This window comes from Hanamia caeni, from assembly GCF_003721595.1.
GTDB classification, from domain to species: Bacteria; Bacteroidota; Bacteroidia; order Chitinophagales; family Chitinophagaceae; genus Ginsengibacter; species Ginsengibacter caeni.
In genome coordinates this window covers 219109-237575 of record NZ_RJJR01000004.1, presented here as the reverse complement: position 1 = coordinate 237575, position 18467 = coordinate 219109, and the positions used below count along the sequence as shown (strand labels likewise).

The window sequence follows — 18467 nt, the reverse complement described above, 5'->3', positions numbered from 1 at the left end:
GTCAATCTCTTTTTTCAATTCTCGCGGGCGTATCTTCTCCACTTACGATTGTTTTACTGCTGATGGCAATCGCTGTTATAATTCGTGCCATACTTTCCATGTCTAATGTATTCAATTCATCACTTTGCTTATGATAATTAGGTTCGTTATCCATTTTGGAAGTAGAAATTGTATGCGCAGGAACCCCTAATGCAGCCAAAGTAGCATTGTCTGACCGGTAAAATAGATTTTGCTCGGGATAAGGATCGGGTTCAAAATGAAAATCGCTTCCTTTTAAATTTGATTGCAATATTTTTCCAAAATCAGATTTTTCATAACCGGTGATATATGCACTGTTGCTACCCCATTTGCTTTGGGTGCCAATCATCTCGATATTGAACATGGCAACTACTTTGGCAGGATCAATTTGTTTGGAAAAATATTGAGAACCAAAGCCGCCAATTTCTTCAGCAGTAAATGCCACAAAAATTAACGTACGCTCATTGTTGCTTATCCTGTTAAAATAATCTGCCAGCATTATAACTGCTGTAGTGCCCGCTGCATCATCATTTGCTCCGTTATAAATTGAATCACCCGTTGCATCAGGCTTGCCGATACCTAAATGATCATAATGAGCTGAAAAAATTACGTATTCATCTTTTTTACTTTTTCCGGGCAACACGCCAATCACATTAGCTAAGGAAGGTGTAGTAATGCTGTTTTTAATTTCAAAATGAAAGGAAGTAGGATTTTCATTGGTCAATACAAAAATAACCGGCGCCCTGTCCTCAAAACTTTCCCGGTTAAATCTTTTCAACTGCTGGAAATTATCACTATGGCTGGCATTAACCAATACTAAACATTTGTGATTGCTTTTCAATATGTGGAAGGCCTCCCTGAATAAATTGTCAGAGTCTTTAATCACCGTTATTTTAAATCCTGAATCTTCATTTATATTTAGATCCGCAGCGGTAGTAATGGCAATTATATTTTCAGAAGCAATCAATTTTCGATTCAAATTTCCCGAAGCAGAAACCATTGTAGCTTTTTTCAATGAAAATGTTTGCTTGTAACCTGGCAGTTCGTCAAAATATTGCAACCCCGATTTTTTAAATTTACCCGCGATAAAATCTGCTGCCCGGTCAATAGAAGGAGTAAAGGTTTTTCGCCCCTCCATTTTATCGGATGAAAGAACGGTTTCTATCCGTTTCACTTCTTTGGCATTAACGATCTTATCTATGTTTTGAGCAAAAGAGACAGAGGTAAAAGCAGCAAGAAGAATGGTAAAAATTAATTTCATGGGAATGGATTTACAGTTAATTTCCGGTCTTAAAATTTAAATACCTGCAGCGTTCATTTAATGCTTAAACAATTCATCAATTAATTTATAAACTCATCATTTCTTTAAACTTAACTGCCTGCCTGCGGCTTACTTCAATTTTTTCACCTCCTGCAAGGTCAATTAAAAGGCCACCATTAAAATAAGGTTCTATTTTTTCAATCATTCTCATATTTACAATGTGCTTACGGTTGGCCCTGAAGAAAACTTTCTCATCAAGCCTTTCTTCTAAGGAATTAAGCGATTTTAAAATAAGTGGTTTATTGGTTCCAAAGAAAACCTTGGCATAATTTCCGACGCTTTCAAACAAACGCACATCAGACAATTTTACGAACCAGCATCGTTCGCCATCTTTTACAAACACCTGGTCGTGCTCGCTCAATATGCTGCGGTTGGTGTATGAAGTTAATTCTTCTTCATTTTTCTGCCTCACTTTCAGAAGCGCTTCGGCGAGGCGCTGTGGCTCCACGGGTTTCATCAGGTAATCCAGCGCATTCACTTCAAAAGCTTTCAGCGCATACTCATCATAAGCGGTAACGAAAATAACATGTGGCGCCCTATCAATCATGCCCAGCATATCAAACCCGCTTTTGCCCGGCATTTGAATGTCCAGGAAAATAAGATCAGGATTTAGCGTTTCGATTTTTTCAATTCCTTCGGAGGCATTTGCAGCTTCTCCAATAATTTCAACGTCTGAAAATTCACCTAACATTCTTCTAAGTTCGTTTCTTGCCAGGCGTTCGTCATCTATAATAACAACTTTAAGCATAGTTTATTCTTTTCAGGTGTTCAAAATAAAAATAGACATTATTTATTTGATTACTGCCAGATTTTTTGCATCCTCCGCGGGCATTACAATTTTTGATTGCACACTCGGGCCTTCCACTTGCTCCACTTTAAAATAGGCATGGTCATTAAACAAGAACCGCAGCCTGTCGCGGGTACTTTTAAAACCAAACCCTTCTTTATATTTCGAGTCGAGGCTACCCGAATTTTGAACAATTAATTCAAAATTTCCCTCGGAAAACCTGGAAATAATTCTGATAACTCCTCCGTTTATTCTTTTGCTGATGCCATGTTTGATAGCATTTTCGACAAGCGTTTGCAGCATCATTGGCGGTAAGCTTTGTTCCAGCGTATCTTCATCGATATCCAACTCCACTTTTAATCTTTCTTCAAATCGCATTTGTTCTAATGCAAGATAATCTTTGACTATATCCAACTCTTTGTGTAAGGGAACCGTTTCAAGCTTTTCTACCTGCAGGCTACTGCGCAGAATATTTGAAAGCTCGGTAATGGCAGTTCTGGCGCGCTTGGGATTTTCTTCCACCAGCGCGCGAATGCTGTTTAAAGAATTAAAAATAAAATGAGGATTTATATGAGATTTTATGGTTTTGAGTTCAAGTTCTTTCACGGTTTTTTCAAGGCTTACTCTGCCCAATTCATCTTTGCGGTTTCTTTCAAGGTAGTGCCAAATCATATAAAGCAGAAGCCATAGCGAAATAAGAATAAACGCAAAAATAATATCCCACCAAAAGCGTCCCTTATGCTGTTCTTCATAGTTCCATACTCCGTTTGTATCGCGATACCAACCTGTAGACCTTTTTATTCTTTGCATGGATACATAATTGGTAGAATCTGACGGATTGTTTTTTTGAGCCAGGTAATAATCGGTTCCTTTTAATCCTAGATTTGCTTCCTTTTCAACGGCTGCCTTCAGGTTTTCGTTCTTATCATATTGAACAAGAGAATATCCGGTGGTTACCGCAGTAGTCTTTGAACCATAATACGCCAGCAGTCCCGTAGCCATCACGCTTACGATAAAAAGTGCGATTACTTTTTGAGTGGGAAATTTAATCCATCCTATTTTTTTTAGAATAAATCTGAGTAAATGTGTTGATCCTACATACCAGATAAATTGTATCAGAAGAATCGCCAACAGCAAAGTTCTCCGTGGTCCGGGCGTCCAATACACATCGTGCAAAAAGAAATAATAAAATGAAAGATTAAGTACAGTCCACCCGCCCCAGCCAAACACCTGGCATACCCAATACCGAACCATAGTTTTATTCATCCTGCTAAATTATTTAATAAAACAGCCAAATTGGGTCTGGACTTGATTAGTGGCTAAAAGCAATACCTGAAAGGTGTTATAGTTTCGTAAAACTTACGCTTTAAGGCATTTTACTTTTAAAAACTTTAGCTTTACAAGGTAGAAAAATTTTTGCATGCAAAACCAAAATTTAAACTCAGAAAAGGAACTTTTGACACCAGCGGATAAAGAATTTGAAAATAACATTCGTCCTGCTATCATAGAAGAATTTAGCGGGCAAGGGCAAATAATCGAAAATTTAAGAATTTTCATAAAGGCAGCGAAGCAGCGAAAAGAATCCCTTGATCATATATTATTTCATGGGCCGCCCGGATTAGGGAAAACTACGCTAAGCAGGATTGTCGCCAATGAGTTGGGCGTGCATATTAAAGAAACCAGCGGCCCCGTAATTGAAAAGCCTGGCGACCTGGCGGGATTGCTTACGAACCTTGAGCCGCACGATGTGTTATTCATTGATGAAATTCACCGGCTTAGTAATGTGGTTGAAGAATATTTATATGCGGCGATGGAAGATTTCAGGATAGATATCATGATTGATACCGGCCCAAATGCGCGGAGCGTTCAGATTAATTTAAATCCTTTTACCCTGATAGGCGCTACTACACGCAGTGGGTTGCTAACCGCGCCATTACTTTCCAGGTTTGGGATTAAATCCAGATTGGAATATTATGATACGGCTACGCTGCAAAAAATTATTCTCCGTTCGGCCTCAATCCTTAAAACCAAAATCACGTCAGATGCGGCCACAGAAATTGCAGGAAGAAGCCGTGGCACACCAAGAATTGCCAATGGATTGTTAAGGAGAGTGAGGGATTTTGCACAAGTGCTTTCGAATGGCATTATTGATTTAAAAATTACAGAGCATGCATTGAAAGCCCTAAATGTAGATAAATACGGGCTGGATGATATGGATAATCGCATCCTTAACGTGGTGATTGACAAGTTTAAAGGCGGACCGGTGGGAATTACCACCATTGCGACGGCAGTAGGAGAAGAACCCGGAACGCTGGAAGAAGTGTATGAACCCTTTCTGATACAGGAAGGATTTATAATGCGCACATCACGCGGAAGGGAAGTAACAGAAAAGGCCTATCGCCACCTGGGAAAAATTCCTCAAAGAAAAAATAAAGGGCCGGAACTATTTTTCTGAATTTAAATCTTGCAGCACATTCATTAATTATAGTTGCATTGAATTAGTTTTCGTCGGAAAAAAATTAATAATTTTTTTATTAATCAGGTATTCTCATAACTTTACTTACTATTAGAATTATCCCAAAATTACCAATTCTTAGAAAACCCAATCCCCGGTGTTTTAAACCAGCTAACTAATTTCAAATTGGCTTATTAGTAATAAAATTACTTAGTTCAAATTTTTTTCATGAAAGCTAAGCTGACACGTAATCATGGCTTTCTATCAAAAAATGATACGAATATCATTAAAGGGGTGGGGATATTGATGATTATATTTCACAACTTTTTCCATCTGATAGAAAAGGCAACCGGTGAAAATGAATTTTCATTTTCTGAAGATAATTTCAGAAGGTTCATTGATTTTTCAGTTGGCACTCCTCTCGATTTTACCCGGTTTGCTTCTTCCTATTTTGGACATTATGGAGTTCAATTATTCATTTTTATCAGTTCTTACGGACTATACCTGTCGTATGCGCATAAAAATATCAGTTGGTTTCCCTTCATGAAAAAAAGAATAATAAAGCTCTATCCTACATTAGTGCTGGGCATTGCCTTATCAGTATTGATTAATTTAGTTCAACTAAAAATATTACCAGGCTTACCGGTTATAAAAAGCATTTTATTAAAGCTTACTTTGCTCTATGGATTTGTGCCGAATGAAGCCCTCACCATCAATGGCCCGTGGTGGTTTTTTTCATTGATTGTACAGCTATATGCGATCTTTCCTTTTTTGTTATGGCTACTACGAAAAGCCGGACCTGATTCTTTATTGATTGTTATGTTTTTATTTATTGGAATATCTATGGCGCTTGATCTATTTATTGGCATTCCGGGAACGAGCGTGTACTTTACTTTTATAGGGCAACTGCCTGTTTTTTCGCTCGGGCTATATTTTGCAGCGCGGGGCCAAATAAAAATTTCTACGACTATTTTGCTTATGGCGCTTGTTATATTTTCATTGGGCAATATAAATCAATATGCCTGGTATTTTTCGTTTTTAGCAGTTACGCTCATTATGCTGAAAGCGCTGATTTGGGCTATTCCGATCATCCGTAAGTTTGCAAATCTTAACTTCTTTCTCGAATTTACGGGAAGCGTATCACTTTACCTTTTTGTTGTTAATGGACTGCTGCGTCATCGCTTGATAACAACCGCAGAAAAATATAATAATCCATTTATCACCTTAGGATTATCATTTGTTTTCCTGGCATTTGTTTATTTAACGGCGCTTATCCTTCGCTCTTTGGAAAAGCAACTAATGGAATTTATTGACTCCGGCTTCAAAATACGGACACTATTACAAAAAATAAAAACAAATAAATATTAAACCATTCCTGCGCCTACATTTGATCCGGGTAATACGGATTAAATTGCATCTTTCCAGTAAAGCAACAAATAACCGTGTTTTCTTTCACAATATCTTCTTTTGTTTCTCCGCATTTTTCCACCCAATCAGGGCATGAGTTTTGATTTCACTGACATCCTGATTATTACCATTTCAAAATAAAAAATTATGAATAAAGCAAAGAAAACGAACCCGGATAAAGAGAAAGACTCAGGAAAAAAATCAGAGGAGACCCAGGAAAAAGAGCAAATCGAAAAGAGAATAGATGAAGAGCTCGATCAATCGTTCCCTGCCAGCGACCCTCCCTCTTATTCGCAGCCCGGAAATGACGATATTAAACATTATGAATAGGAACCACAATGAATAACAAAATGTCAGGCATAAAAAATTGGATCCCGATGGCAAAAAAAATCTTAAATGCATGTGGAATACGAAAAATAAAACGCTTTTCAAGTAACTTCGTTACATGCCAACTTACAGAGAGAATTTAATAAAAAAATTCAGAGAAGATTACCTAAAACTTAACGCAGAACAAAAAAAAGCCGTAGATAAAATTGAAGGCCCCGTGATGGTTATCGCAGGCCCCGGAACTGGAAAAACGCAAATTTTAGCAGCGCGTATTGGAAAAATTTTATTGGACACGGATGCGCTTCCTCAAAATATTTTGTGCCTCACTTATACGGATGCCGGCGCTATCGCCATGCGCAAAAGATTGTTACAATTTATTGGCCCGGATGCCTACAAAGTAAATATCTATACGTTTCATGGTTTTTGCAATGAAGTTATTCAGCAAAATTTGTCCTTGTTCGAAAAAACGGCGCTGAACCCGGTTTCTGACCTTGAAAAAATTCAATTGTATAAAACACTTATTGATAATCTTCCAAAAAATAATCCCTTAAAAAGATACCGCGGTGATGTTTATTTTGAAATACACAATCTTCAGAATTTATTTTCAGCAATGAAAAGAGAAGGCTGGACGCCGGAATATATTGTTGAAAGAATTGATGTTTACCTGGAAAGAATTAAAGATGAAGATAAATTTAAATACAAAAGACCTTCTGTAAAATCGGGCGTTAAAGCAGGCGATTACAAGCCTGAATATTTTAATGAAGTAGAGAAAATGAAAAAGTTATGCTCGGCGGTAAATGAGTTCAATAATTTCCAAAACCTGATGAAGCAAAAAAATTTGTATGACTTTGATGATATGATTAATTGGGTTATCACGGCATTTAAAGAAAATAAAAACCTGTTGGCAGATTACCAGGAAAGATTTCAATATATTTTGGTGGATGAATACCAGGATACAAGCGGAACGCAGAATGAGATTGTACAATTGCTTATTGAATTTTGGGATGAGCCGAATGTTTTTGTAGTGGGCGATGATGATCAAAGCATTTATCGTTTCCAGGGAGCGAATGTGGAAAATATGGAAAACTTTGCGGGTAGCTATGAAGGGCTTTTAAAAATTGTGCTTACGAATAATTACCGGTCTACAAAGCCAATTCTTGATGTTTCAAAATCATTAATTGATAGGAATGTGGAAAGATTGATCCATAAATTTCCCGGCCTCACCAAAGAACTAAAATGTTCAAGAGAAGAATTGCAAAAATTGATTGATCGCCCGGCAATTATCGAATACAACACGGTTAAAGATGAGATGGCAGACGTGACCAATAGGGTTGAAAAGCTGATTAGCGGCGGAACAGAGCCAGGAAAAATCGCAGTGATTTACAAAGAAAATAGCTACGGCGAACTATTGATGAAATATTTCAGGTTGAAAAATATTCCCTATTATTCAAAAAAAAGCATCAATATTCTGGATGAGCCTTTTGCAAAAAAAATAATCCAGATAATGCAATATCTCGCTGCCGAGCATGACATTCCTTTTGGCGGCGGCGAGCTTCTTTTCGAAATTTTACATTTTGATTTTTATAAAATTCCACCAATAGAAATTGCTAAGCTAGCTGTGGAAGTAAACAAAAAAAATTACAGCGGCCAGCCTACTTCTCTGAGAAAATTATTGTATGAAAAAGCGAACACAATTGCCAAAGACCTTTTTGATACCGGCATCGATGAGAGATTAAAAAAGTTCAGCAAAACATTTGAGCAATTAATTGCAGACGTTTCTAATGTGCCCCTGCAAACGCTTTTTGAAAAAATAATTTCAGATGCAGGAATACTTTCTTACATCATGAAAAGCAAAGACAAGATCAGGCTTTTGCAAATCCTTACCGGCTTATTTGATTATATAAAAGATGAAACATCAAGAAATCAGGCTCTTGATTTGAAGGGGCTTCTCGAAGCAATTGAGCTGATGAAAAAAGAAAAGCTGCCGCTGCCGTTGATTCAATTTTCAGGCAACAGCTCGGGCGTAAATTTATTAACTGCGCATGGCTCAAAAGGACTGGAGTTTGAATATGTTTTTATCATAGGAATGAATGCGCATTTATGGGAGAAAAAAAGAACCGGCAATAATGGATATTCGCTGCCTGATACTTTGTTTTCTTCGCTTCCCTCTGGAAGTACGGAAGAAGAATTGAGAAGACTATTTTATGTAGCGATTACACGAGCTGAGAAAACTTTGACAATCTCTTTCACCAAATTAAAACCCGATGGGAAAGATGCGGAGCACTCTATGTTTGTGGCAGAAATTGTCGAAGGGAATGATTTGAAAATCGAAAATATAAAAATGCCTGAGGAAGAATTGATGGATTTTGAAATATTGAATTATGTTCAACAGGCGCCTGAACTTGATAAAAGCGAAGACGATTTTATTTCTTCTATCCTGGAAAAATATGTGATGAATGTAACTTCTTTAAATAATTACCTGGATTGCCCGCTTGGCTTTTATTATAAAAATCTTATCCGCATTCCGGCAGGAAAATCAGAGACGCTTGAATTTGGAAGCGCTATACATTTTGCATTGCAAAAATTATTTGAAGAAATGCAAAAAAGTGCCGAACAAAAATTTCCTCCGAAAGAAAGAATGTTTGAACATTTTAACTGGTATTTAAAAAGGCATCGTGAAAATTTTACACCAGAATCTTTTAAAAGAAGAATGGAGCAGGGCGAAATTGTTTTGGGCGATTATTATGATGAATATATTTCTTCGTGCAACAAAATTGTAGCGGTTGAAAGAAATATCAAAAATGTGGTAAACGGAATTCCCATCAAAGGAAAAATTGATAAAATGGAATTCAACGGAAAAGAAGTGAACGTGGTGGATTACAAAACCGGCGATGTGAACAGTGCTTATACAAAGAAAAAATTATTGGCGCCAAATCCTGATAATCCAATTGGTGGCGATTATTGGCGGCAAGCCGTTTTTTACAAAATACTCGTTGACAATATGGACGGAAAGGACTGGAAGGTGGTGAGCACCGAATTTGATTTTGTAGAACCTGACAAATCAAAAGGATTTCAGAAAAGAAAAATATTTATCGAACCTTCGGATATAACAACAGTAAAGCAACAATTAACCGATGTTTGGAATAAGATACAAGCCCGGGATTTTTATACAGGCTGCGGGAAAGAAGATTGCACGTGGTGCAATTTTGTAAAAGACAATGAAATCCATATCGCGCTTCATGATATCATTGAAGAAGAGCAGGAGATTTAATTTTAATTTAGGAAGTTGAAAAGTCTATATCCATTCAAAGCGTTTAAGTTTGCTTTTCCAAAATGAAGATTTATAATTCCATAATATTTTTAGCGGCTGCGGCATTTTGTTATTTTCTTTCTGTATTAAGCACCGGCTGTGCACAGATTGGAATGCCTACGGGCGGGCCAAGAGACAGCACTCCACCGGTATTATTGGATGCAACACCTCCGAATAATACTATCCATTTTAAAGGAAAAAATATTGTTTTAACCTTTGATGAATACGTGCATTTGCAGGATTTGCAAAAGAATTTATTGGTAGCGCCGGAGCCAAAAATTATCCCAAATATTACTTCCAAATTAAAAACGATTTCTATTAAAATACGGGATACGCTTCAGCCAAATACTACCTATAGTTTTCAGTTTGGCAATTCGATACAGGACATCAACGAAAATAATCCTTACCACGATTTTACGTATGTTCTTTCCACTGGCTCTTATATAGATTCGCTTACCTTAAACGGTAATGTAATTATTGCGCAAACAGGAAAACCTGACAGCACTTTAATTGCGATGCTGTATAATAATCTTGGTGATTCAGCGGTGTACAAAGAGAAACCGAGATATGTAGCAAGATTGGATTCATCAGGAAATTTTCATTTCAAAAATCTTGCGTCAGGCACCTATCATTTATTTGCTTTGAAAGATGAAAGCGGCCAAAAGATGTATAATAATCCATCTCAACTTTTTGCATTTGCAGACAGCGCTATTCATATTCCGGAAGATAAGGCCCCGGAAAAATTGTATGCTTATGCAGAAGAAATAAGCCAAAAACCGGTAAAAAGCACACCAGCTCCCTCAAAAAAAGGACAAGAGAAAGTTTTAAAATATACAATCTCCGCGGCAGGCGGCACGCAGGATCTGCTTTCGCCACTTACGATTACATTTCCCGTGCCCTTAAAAACATTTGATTCAACAAAAATCCGTTTAACGGATACATTGTTCCATCCTGTTGCTGCTACAATTTTTATCGACACCAATCTATCAAAAGTTTTTGTCGCAACCAACTGGCAGGAAGATACCCAGTACGATTTAATAATTGAAAAAGACTTTGCTACAGACACTTTAGGCGATGCACTGTCAAAAGCTGATACGCTTCGTTTTAAAACGAAACGCAGCAATGAATACGGAAGCATCAAATTAAATTTCAAAAATCTTGATAAATTTATTCACCCGGTATTGCAGGTAGTAAAAGATGCCAAAGTGGTGGATTCTTTTAAATTAACGGCGCCAACTTTCAGCAAAAAATTATTTGAGCCGGGTGAATACGACTTGAGGATATTGAATGATACGAATGACAACGGTACCTGGGATCCGGGAAACTATCAATTGAGAAAACAACCTGAAATTGTAACCCCAATCCCTAAAAAGCTTAATATCAGGGCAGATTGGGATAATGAAATGGACTTAATTCTTTAGGCCACAATCTTCAAAATAAAAATTCAATTTATTTATTGATTCACTGTCTTTTTCACAAGCTATTCAAAGTCGTAATTCTTAATTTTGCAGAATGATCTTTTCCTCCACTTTATTAGAAAACGCTGTAAATGAATTTGCAAAATTACCAGGAATAGGTAAAAAGACCGCTTTGCGTCTTGTTCTTCATCTTTTAAAAAAGGAAGTAAGTGATGTAAAAAGCTTTAGCGATGTCATTTTAAAAATGCGCGAAGAAATCCATTTTTGTTCCCGATGCAAAAATATTTCGGATAAGGAATATTGCAATATTTGCGACAATCGCGGAAGGCAGCAACAATTAATATGCGTGGTAGAAAGCATCCGTGATGTAATTGCTATCGAAAGCACCCAGCAATACAACGGGTTGTATCATGTGCTTGGCGGCATTATTTCTCCATTAGATGGCATTGGGCCGGATCAACTCGAAATTGAATCGCTGATAAGCCGGGTGGATACTGAAAAAACCGAAGAGCTGGTTTTTGCATTAAGCCCAAACATCCAGGGTGACACTACCATTTACTACATCAGTAAAAAATTAAAAGATTCCACCGTAAAAATCACCACGATTGCGCGGGGCATTTCTTTTGGCGGCGAATTAGAATATGCTGACGAGATGACCCTTGCAAGAAGCATTTCAAACCGCATGCCTGTTGATAGCTATGTCGGAAATAATAAATGGTAATCTGATCGCATTAATTCAGGTAATAAATTCAATATTTATTACCTTGCCTTTCCATCCAAAGCAAATAGATTGAGCAATAGTCAAACAGAAAACAAGCCGGTAATTGGATTTTCCACAGGAGACCTCAACGGTATCGGAATAGAATTAATAATCAAAACCCTTGCTGATAGCCGGATGCTGGAGTTTTTTACTCCCGTTATTTTTGCGAGCAATAAGGTCATCAATTTTTATCGCAAAAGTATTCCTGAAATCAATTTCAACTTCGCCTCCCTCAAGGATTTCAGCAAATTAAATCCAAAGCAAATCAATATTTATAATTGCTGGGAAGAAGAAGTTGCCATCAACCCCGGTGAATTAAATGAAGCCGGCGGACGATATGCAATAAAAAGCCTGAAGGCTTCCACCGATGCATTAAAAAACGGAATCATTGATGCGCTGGTAACGGCTCCCATTCATAAAAAAAACGTTCATTCTGCTGATTTTCCCTATACGGGGCATACGCCTTTCTTTAAAGATTTTTTTCAGCAACAGGATGTGGTGATGATTTTGGCAGCCGGAAATTTCAGGGTAGGTCTGGTCACCGAACATGTTGCATTGAAAGATGTAGCCTCGCTTATAACAAAAGAAAGTATTTTAAGTAAAATCAATATTCTACACGCTTCATTGAGACGGGATTTTAATATTGAAAAACCTAAAATAGGCGTTTTGGCTTTAAATCCACATGCTGGAGACGATGGTTTAATAGGATCAGAAGAGATGGAAATTATAAGGCCTGCAGTGTTGGATGCAAAACACTATAATATGATTGTGTCTGGCCCGTTTAGCGCGGATGCCTTTTTTGCACGCAATTATCAAAACAGGTTTGATGCTGTTTTAGCCATGTATCACGACCAGGGATTAATCCCATTGAAGTCGCTGGCTTTTGGAGAAGGAATTAATTTTACTGCGGGGTTGCCCTATATACGGACCAGCCCTGACCACGGAACTGCATTTGATATCGCAGGCAAAAACAAGGCAGACTGCTCCTCTTTCACTGCAGCTACCTTTGCCGCTTTAGACTTTATAAAAAGCAGGTCGTATTTTGATGAGATCCATAGCAATCCTCTAAAAAAACTAAGTAGCCAATTTGTAGCTGGCAGTCCTGATGAATAACTATAATCAAGTGGAATAAAATATCAATGATATTTTTTCGTTATGAAAAATAATGATATTTTGTTCTTCATTTGAACAAAATATAAATTTGTTTAGGATTAAAATCATTGCATGGAAAATATCATTTTTAGTTGTGCCCTCGCATTTTTAATTACCTTATTCTCCATACCGGTTATTATCGAGGTTGCAAAAGATAAAAAGTTATTTGATGTGCCTGGTGGTAGAAAAGTTCATAAAGTAGTCATTCCAACTTTAGGTGGTTTAGGCATTTTTGCAGGATTTATTATTGGTACTCTCCTGGGAGTTCCTGCCTCTGATAGTTCCGTTCTTCAATATTTTGCCGCAGCCATTATGATTATCTTTTTTATGGGTATAAAAGATGATATTTTAATTTTAACAGCTACTAAAAAGTTTGTGGGACAATTAATAGCTGCAGGCGTTATCATTAAATTTGGTGGCATCGAAATAAACAATTTTTATGGATTGTTAGGTGTTCATGAAATTCCTCACACGGCTTCATTTTTAATTTCTCTTTTTGCGATAGTGGTCATTACCAATTCTTTCAACCTCATTGACGGAGTGGATGGCCTGGCGGGAAGCCTGGGCCTTCTTACTTCAATTATATTTGGCCTTTATTTTTATTTATCTGGCGAACTTCTTTATGCGGTAATTGCCTGGTCACTCGCCGGAAGCCTTGCTGGCTTCTTAATCTATAATTTCAGCCCTGCTAAAATTTTTATGGGCGATACGGGCTCCCTGCTTATTGGCCTCGTCAATTCAATTTTGGTTATTAAATTTATAAATATTGCATCTAACCCTGGTGGTGCTATCCCGCTGCCATCCGCACCAGCGCTTGGCTTTTCAATTTTGGTAATTCCATTATTCGATACGTTGAGGGTAGTAAGCGTAAGAATCATTCATCGCCGTTCCCCATTCTGGCCCGACAGAAACCACATTCACCATTTTCTATTAGACATGGGACTAAGCCATAAAGCGATTGCGCTTCTTTTGCCAACTACTAACCTTTTGCTGGTGTTAATGGCTTATATACTGCGTTTTGAAGGCTCGTTGGTTGTATTTACTGCTTTAGCCGGCACTTCTATTGTATCGGTGGCTCTGATTAAATACAACAAACCCAGGCAAAAAATTATGGTTACCAATGGCCATCTTCATGAAGAGCCGGTTTTAGGCACTCACAAAATTCTTACTATCACTGAGCCGCTTGAACAGAATTAGAGGTTCACATTCCTTTTTCATTCCATTTACCTAAATTTGTAGCTTTTAAAAAAATAGCTGGTTTGGCTTTATATTTATCAAAACAAAATTTGGGAAATGTCAGAAGAGACTTTAAATATAATTAATGATGCTGTAGTTTCAATGAAAAAAGCGACTGAGCATTTTGAAAGTGAATTAACCAAAATAAGGGCGGGCAAAGCAAATCCCACCATGCTTGATGGTATCACAGTGGATTATTACGGCACACCTACTGCCATTAACCAGGTGGGCAATTTAAGCGCGATAGACGCACGCACGCTTACCATTCAACCCTGGGAAAAAAATATGTTGCAACCGATAGAGCGTGCTATTATTGCGGCCAACATTGGAATTAATCCGCAAAATGACGGCAATATCATACGGCTGTTTCTTCCACCACTGACTGAGGAAAGAAGAAAGGAATTTGTAAAAAGAAGTAATGCAGAAGGCGAGCAGGCCAAAATTGCGATCCGGAATATCCGCCGCGATGCAATTGAACAGGTGAAAAAGGCTCAGAAAGAAGGCCTTAGCGAAGACAAGGCAAAAGAAGCCGAAGCCGAAATACAGAACATAACCAATACTCATATCATTTTAATAGAAAAACATTTGGCTGCCAAAGAGAAAGAAATCATGTCTGTTTGATAACTTATTTTTTTGAACAAATAATACCTTTTACTAATAAATAAAGTATTACATTTAATCATGCAATCTTTTTGTGCTAATCAATTCTAAACCTAAAAATTTAATCATATGAGTTTTGTTAAGGATTTTAAAGCATTCGCCTTAAAAGGAAATGTGATGGATTTAGCCGTAGCAGTTATTATTGGAGCTGCCTTTAGCGCTATTGTTTCTTCATTAGTGAAGGATATTATCACGCCTCTTATTTTAACTCCGGCATTAAATGCTGTTGGAGCAAAAAACATCGCTGAGCTAAAGTGGGGAGAAGTAACCTACGGAAGCTTTCTGGCTGCGGTAATCAATTTTATCGTTATTGCTTTCGTGATATTTCTGTTGATTCGCTTTATCGCCAGTTTCCAGAAAAAAGCCGCTGATGAGCCAGCGCCTCCGCCGGTATCTACCACTGACAAATTGCTGGAAGAAATTAGAGATGAACTCAAAAAAAGACAATGATTATTCAATAAATTTGCAATCCCGGTGAGCTTTTCACCGGGATTTTTTTTATCTTGAAAAAAACCAGGTATTAATTAGTGATGAACACAGAAACTTACCAGATAAAATTACCGCAATTTGAGGGACCGTTTGATCTGCTCTTATTCTTTATTGAACGGGATGAATTGGATATTTATAATATTCCGATTTCAAAAATTACCAACGATTTCCTTAATTATATTCATGAAAGCGAAAGCTTAAATATTGAACTGAGCAGCGAATTTATTTTATTCATAAGTACGCTCATGCGCATTAAGGCTAAAATGCTGATTCCGCGTAAAGAGTTGGATGAACAGGGAAACGAAATTGACCCAAGGCAGGAATTAGTGGATAAAATACTGGAGTATAGAAAATTTAAAGAAGCCTCTCAAAAAATGAGCGAGATGGAGGCACTGAGGATGCTAATGGCCAGGCGCGGCAACATAAGAGAAGAACTTTCACTGATAGGCGAACAGGCTGGAGAGGGAACAGAGATACAAACTGTAACGCTGTTTAAATTAATGAAAGCTTTTGAAAAAGTAGCTCAAAGGTTGTTAGATAAAAGGAACCGGCCGGTACACACCGTGATCAGTTACAACTACACCATGGAAGGCACGCGCAAATACATGCTCGATTTAATTAAAACAGAAAAATCCATTTCCTTTGAAAAAATATTTGATGTCTGCGACGATCGTATCCACGCTATTTTTCTTTTTCTGAATATCCTTGAGCTGGTTCAGCAAAATTTTATGAATATTATTACAGGAAATGGCACAAATAATTTTATCATCGAATATAACGAGAACCATCCTGCTGAAAATCCGGAGGATTTAAAAAGCGAATTCTAATATCTACCTAAAGAATAAAAAATAATTATCCGCTTTTTGTTGCTTTACTGATTCTCGGATCCATCCTTACCTTTCTATCCGCGCAGCCCATCCTCCGCCCGGAGCTAAATGGATTTTTAATGAATCATTTTTAGTGATGGTAGTTTTAATTTCCTTATAATCCGCGCCGTTTCTATCGGCGTTTACTCCATCCCGGAAATAAGTGATGTGGAAAGATCCTTCAGGCAGAAATGAAAAGTTAACAACCACGTCGCGGGCATTCCAGTCCGTCATGGCTCCCACAAAATAAATTTCGCCTTTTCTTCTCCCTAAAACTACGTAATTACCGACTTTGCCATCAAGAGGAATTGTTTCATCCCAGGTGGTAGGCACACTTTTTATAAAATCCAATGACTCTTTTTCTTTTTCATAAGTTGTAGGATTATCGGCCAGCATTTGCAAAGGAGCGTCAAAAACAATATACATTGCTATCTGCTGGCAACGTGTGCCAAGGCTCATCGGATTATCGTTTATTGGAGCGAAGTCTCTTTTTTGCGCATTTCGCATGGCTCCAGGCGTATAATCCAGCGGGCCGGCAAACATCCGGATGAAAGGAATGGTAACTGCCATTTCTGGTGTAGTCATTGAATCTGTCCACTTATCCTGTTCCAGCCCGGGAACACCTTCATAGTTTATCACGTTAGGATAGGTCCGCATAAGGCCTGCGGGTTTATGAGCTCCATGGTAGTCGACCAACAAATGATGAGCGGCTGCGGCTTTAGCGCACCTCCAGTAAAAATTAACCACCGCCTGGTCATCGCGATTCATAAAATCTACCTTAATTCCCTTTATGCCCCATTGTTCAAATAAATTCATTGCTTCTTCCATCTGATTATCCAGCGTGCGCCATACACACCAAAGTATTACGCCTACATTTTTTTCCTTTCCATAGTCGGCAATTGCCTTAACATCCACATCAGGCACGCGTTCAGTCATATTGCCTAACTTATACCATCCTTCATCCATGATAATGTAGGGAATATGGTTTTCAGCCGCGAAATCAATATAGTATTTGTAAGTCTGCGTATTTACCCCTGCTCGAAAATCAACGCCGGTCACATTCCAGTGATTCCACCAGTCCCACGCCACCTGGCCTGGTTTTATCCAGTCTGTATTTTTAAGCTCATTGGGCTTGCCCAATTTATAAACGATATCATTATTCAGTAAATCGCGATCGTTGTTGGCTACGGCAAATATGCGCCACGGAAAGCTACGCCGCCCACTCGTCCTGGAAATGTAATCATAAGTGCTGGCCGGTACAAAAATACGGTCCCAACCTCCCCGGCCGGGCTTGTTTTCTTTCTCCGATTTAACAACCGGAGGAAATATTGAATGCAAATGATCATTGGTATTTCCTGCGAAATATAAACCGGGATAATCGTACAAATCACTCTCGGTAATAAGCAACTTTTGGGTATCGTCAATGGAAAGTAAAAAAGGCAACTGAGCCGTTTTTTCATTATCTATTTTATTAATGGCCGACTTTTCATACATGTGTTCGTAGCTGTTCATCCAGCGGTCCGCAAAGGCAAACCACCCCTCAGTATCTCCCGGAATGGAAATATCGCATATTTCATTGTTTACTGTAATACTATCTGGGATAGATGTTTCAAAGCGGTAAGCGAAAGCATCATCATAAAGCCTGAAAACCACTGAAAAATGATCTTTGTAAGTCAGAGTTAACTGGTTGTATTCATCTTTTATCGAAGAATTTTTTATCGCCACTACCGGCTTGATAAGCGTATTGAATTTCTGTTTTTGGGCTTTTAGCACTTTAGACTTTCTCCCCGGCAGCGTTTTATCCGACAGAACCAAGCCGGCATTAAGTGAATTGATTAAAGGCTTATTATTTTTTAAAACCGTAATATGTAGCAGGCTATCGGTTGTAACGTTAATTTTCAATATGTCTCCTGGCGAGCTTAAAGAATACTGCTGCGCTTTCAATGGAGAATTGAGTGATAAGAGGAATAACAAATAGAATATCAGTTTTTTCATCGCAATACATGTTTAAAATAAATGGTGCAATTATACACAACTTTTTTCTTTCATATAGAATATCAATTGTGGTAAGGCAAATAAGCCAAGAGCTCTGTTATATGAAATGCAGGCTATTGTGAACAGCAAAATGCCACTTTTCCGCTTCCAAAAAGGAAGTTATAGAGAAATTTTAAAGAAATCCGCAAACCAATCAATCGCAATTTAAACCGTTCATATATGAATTATGCATGTTAATGTACTATGTTTTGCATAGTACTTATCTT

15 protein-coding genes are annotated in these 18467 nt (G+C 37.8%); 11 read left to right on the top strand and 4 right to left on the bottom strand.

Annotated elements, in window-relative coordinates; translation table 11 throughout:
* Position 1 precedes the first annotated feature (1 nt).
* From EFY79_RS07030 to EFY79_RS07020, 3 genes are all read right to left on the bottom strand, one after another.
* Entirely contained in the window at positions 2-1279 is a 1278-nt protein-coding gene (locus EFY79_RS07030; RefSeq protein WP_123119967.1) for a M28 family peptidase, read from the bottom strand.
* Positions 1280-1364: 85 nt separating this feature from the next.
* Complete coding sequence (locus EFY79_RS07025) at positions 1365-2087, bottom strand: LytR/AlgR family response regulator transcription factor (RefSeq protein WP_123119966.1); 723 nt, start codon at positions 2085-2087, stop codon at positions 1365-1367.
* A gap of 42 nt (positions 2088-2129) precedes the next feature.
* On the bottom strand, positions 2130-3392 hold the full coding sequence (locus tag EFY79_RS07020; RefSeq protein WP_233577941.1) for a sensor histidine kinase: 1263 nt from the start codon (positions 3390-3392) through the stop codon (positions 2130-2132).
* Between the two features lie 154 nt (positions 3393-3546).
* Here EFY79_RS07020 and ruvB point away from each other — a divergent pair, with 154 nt between their 5' ends.
* The 11 genes from ruvB to EFY79_RS06965 all read left to right on the top strand — a co-directional run bounded on the left by ruvB (position 3547) and on the right by EFY79_RS06965 (position 16167).
* Positions 3547-4581 (top strand): Holliday junction branch migration DNA helicase RuvB, encoded by a 1035-nt coding sequence (gene ruvB, locus EFY79_RS07015; protein ID WP_123119965.1) that lies wholly within the window; start codon positions 3547-3549, stop codon positions 4579-4581.
* A gap of 228 nt (positions 4582-4809) precedes the next feature.
* Positions 4810-5949: an acyltransferase family protein gene (locus EFY79_RS07010; protein ID WP_123119964.1), complete on the top strand. Its 1140-nt coding sequence runs from the start codon at positions 4810-4812 to the stop codon at positions 5947-5949.
* Between the two features lie 186 nt (positions 5950-6135).
* Positions 6136-6318, top strand: coding sequence for a hypothetical protein (locus tag EFY79_RS07005; RefSeq protein WP_123119963.1), 183 nt, complete (start codon positions 6136-6138; stop codon positions 6316-6318).
* Between the two features lie 115 nt (positions 6319-6433).
* On the top strand, positions 6434-9586 hold the full coding sequence (locus tag EFY79_RS07000) for an ATP-dependent helicase (RefSeq protein ID WP_123119962.1): 3153 nt from the start codon (positions 6434-6436) through the stop codon (positions 9584-9586).
* 62 nt (positions 9587-9648) lie between these two features.
* A complete protein-coding gene (locus tag EFY79_RS06995) occupies positions 9649-11046 on the top strand; it encodes an Ig-like domain-containing domain (protein ID WP_123119961.1) in 1398 nt (465 codons plus the stop codon).
* Positions 11047-11137: 91 nt separating this feature from the next.
* A complete protein-coding gene (gene recR / locus EFY79_RS06990; RefSeq protein WP_123119960.1) occupies positions 11138-11764 on the top strand; it encodes a recombination mediator RecR in 627 nt (208 codons plus the stop codon).
* Between the two features lie 69 nt (positions 11765-11833).
* Positions 11834-12916 (top strand): 4-hydroxythreonine-4-phosphate dehydrogenase PdxA, encoded by a 1083-nt coding sequence (gene pdxA / locus EFY79_RS06985; protein WP_123119959.1) that lies wholly within the window; start codon positions 11834-11836, stop codon positions 12914-12916.
* 111 nt (positions 12917-13027) lie between these two features.
* Positions 13028-14152, top strand: a complete 1125-nt coding sequence (locus tag EFY79_RS06980) for an MraY family glycosyltransferase (RefSeq protein ID WP_123119958.1) — start codon at positions 13028-13030, stop codon at positions 14150-14152.
* 96 nt (positions 14153-14248) lie between these two features.
* The gene (gene frr, locus EFY79_RS06975) at positions 14249-14812 is read left to right on the top strand and encodes a ribosome recycling factor (protein ID WP_123119957.1); all 564 of its coding nucleotides are present in this window, start codon (positions 14249-14251) and stop codon (positions 14810-14812) included.
* A gap of 108 nt (positions 14813-14920) precedes the next feature.
* Positions 14921-15301: a large conductance mechanosensitive channel protein MscL gene (gene mscL / locus EFY79_RS06970; protein WP_123119956.1), complete on the top strand. Its 381-nt coding sequence runs from the start codon at positions 14921-14923 to the stop codon at positions 15299-15301.
* A gap of 80 nt (positions 15302-15381) precedes the next feature.
* Positions 15382-16167 carry a segregation and condensation protein A gene (locus EFY79_RS06965; protein ID WP_123119955.1) on the top strand — a complete coding sequence of 262 codons (786 nt, stop codon included), beginning with the start codon at positions 15382-15384 and terminating at the stop codon, positions 16165-16167.
* A gap of 66 nt (positions 16168-16233) precedes the next feature.
* On the opposite strand, the gene EFY79_RS06960 is transcribed toward EFY79_RS06965, so the two are convergent.
* Positions 16234-18201 carry a glycoside hydrolase family 97 protein gene (locus tag EFY79_RS06960; RefSeq protein ID WP_123119954.1) on the bottom strand — a complete coding sequence of 656 codons (1968 nt, stop codon included), beginning with the start codon at positions 18199-18201 and terminating at the stop codon, positions 16234-16236.
* Positions 18202-18467: the final 266 nt, after the last annotated feature.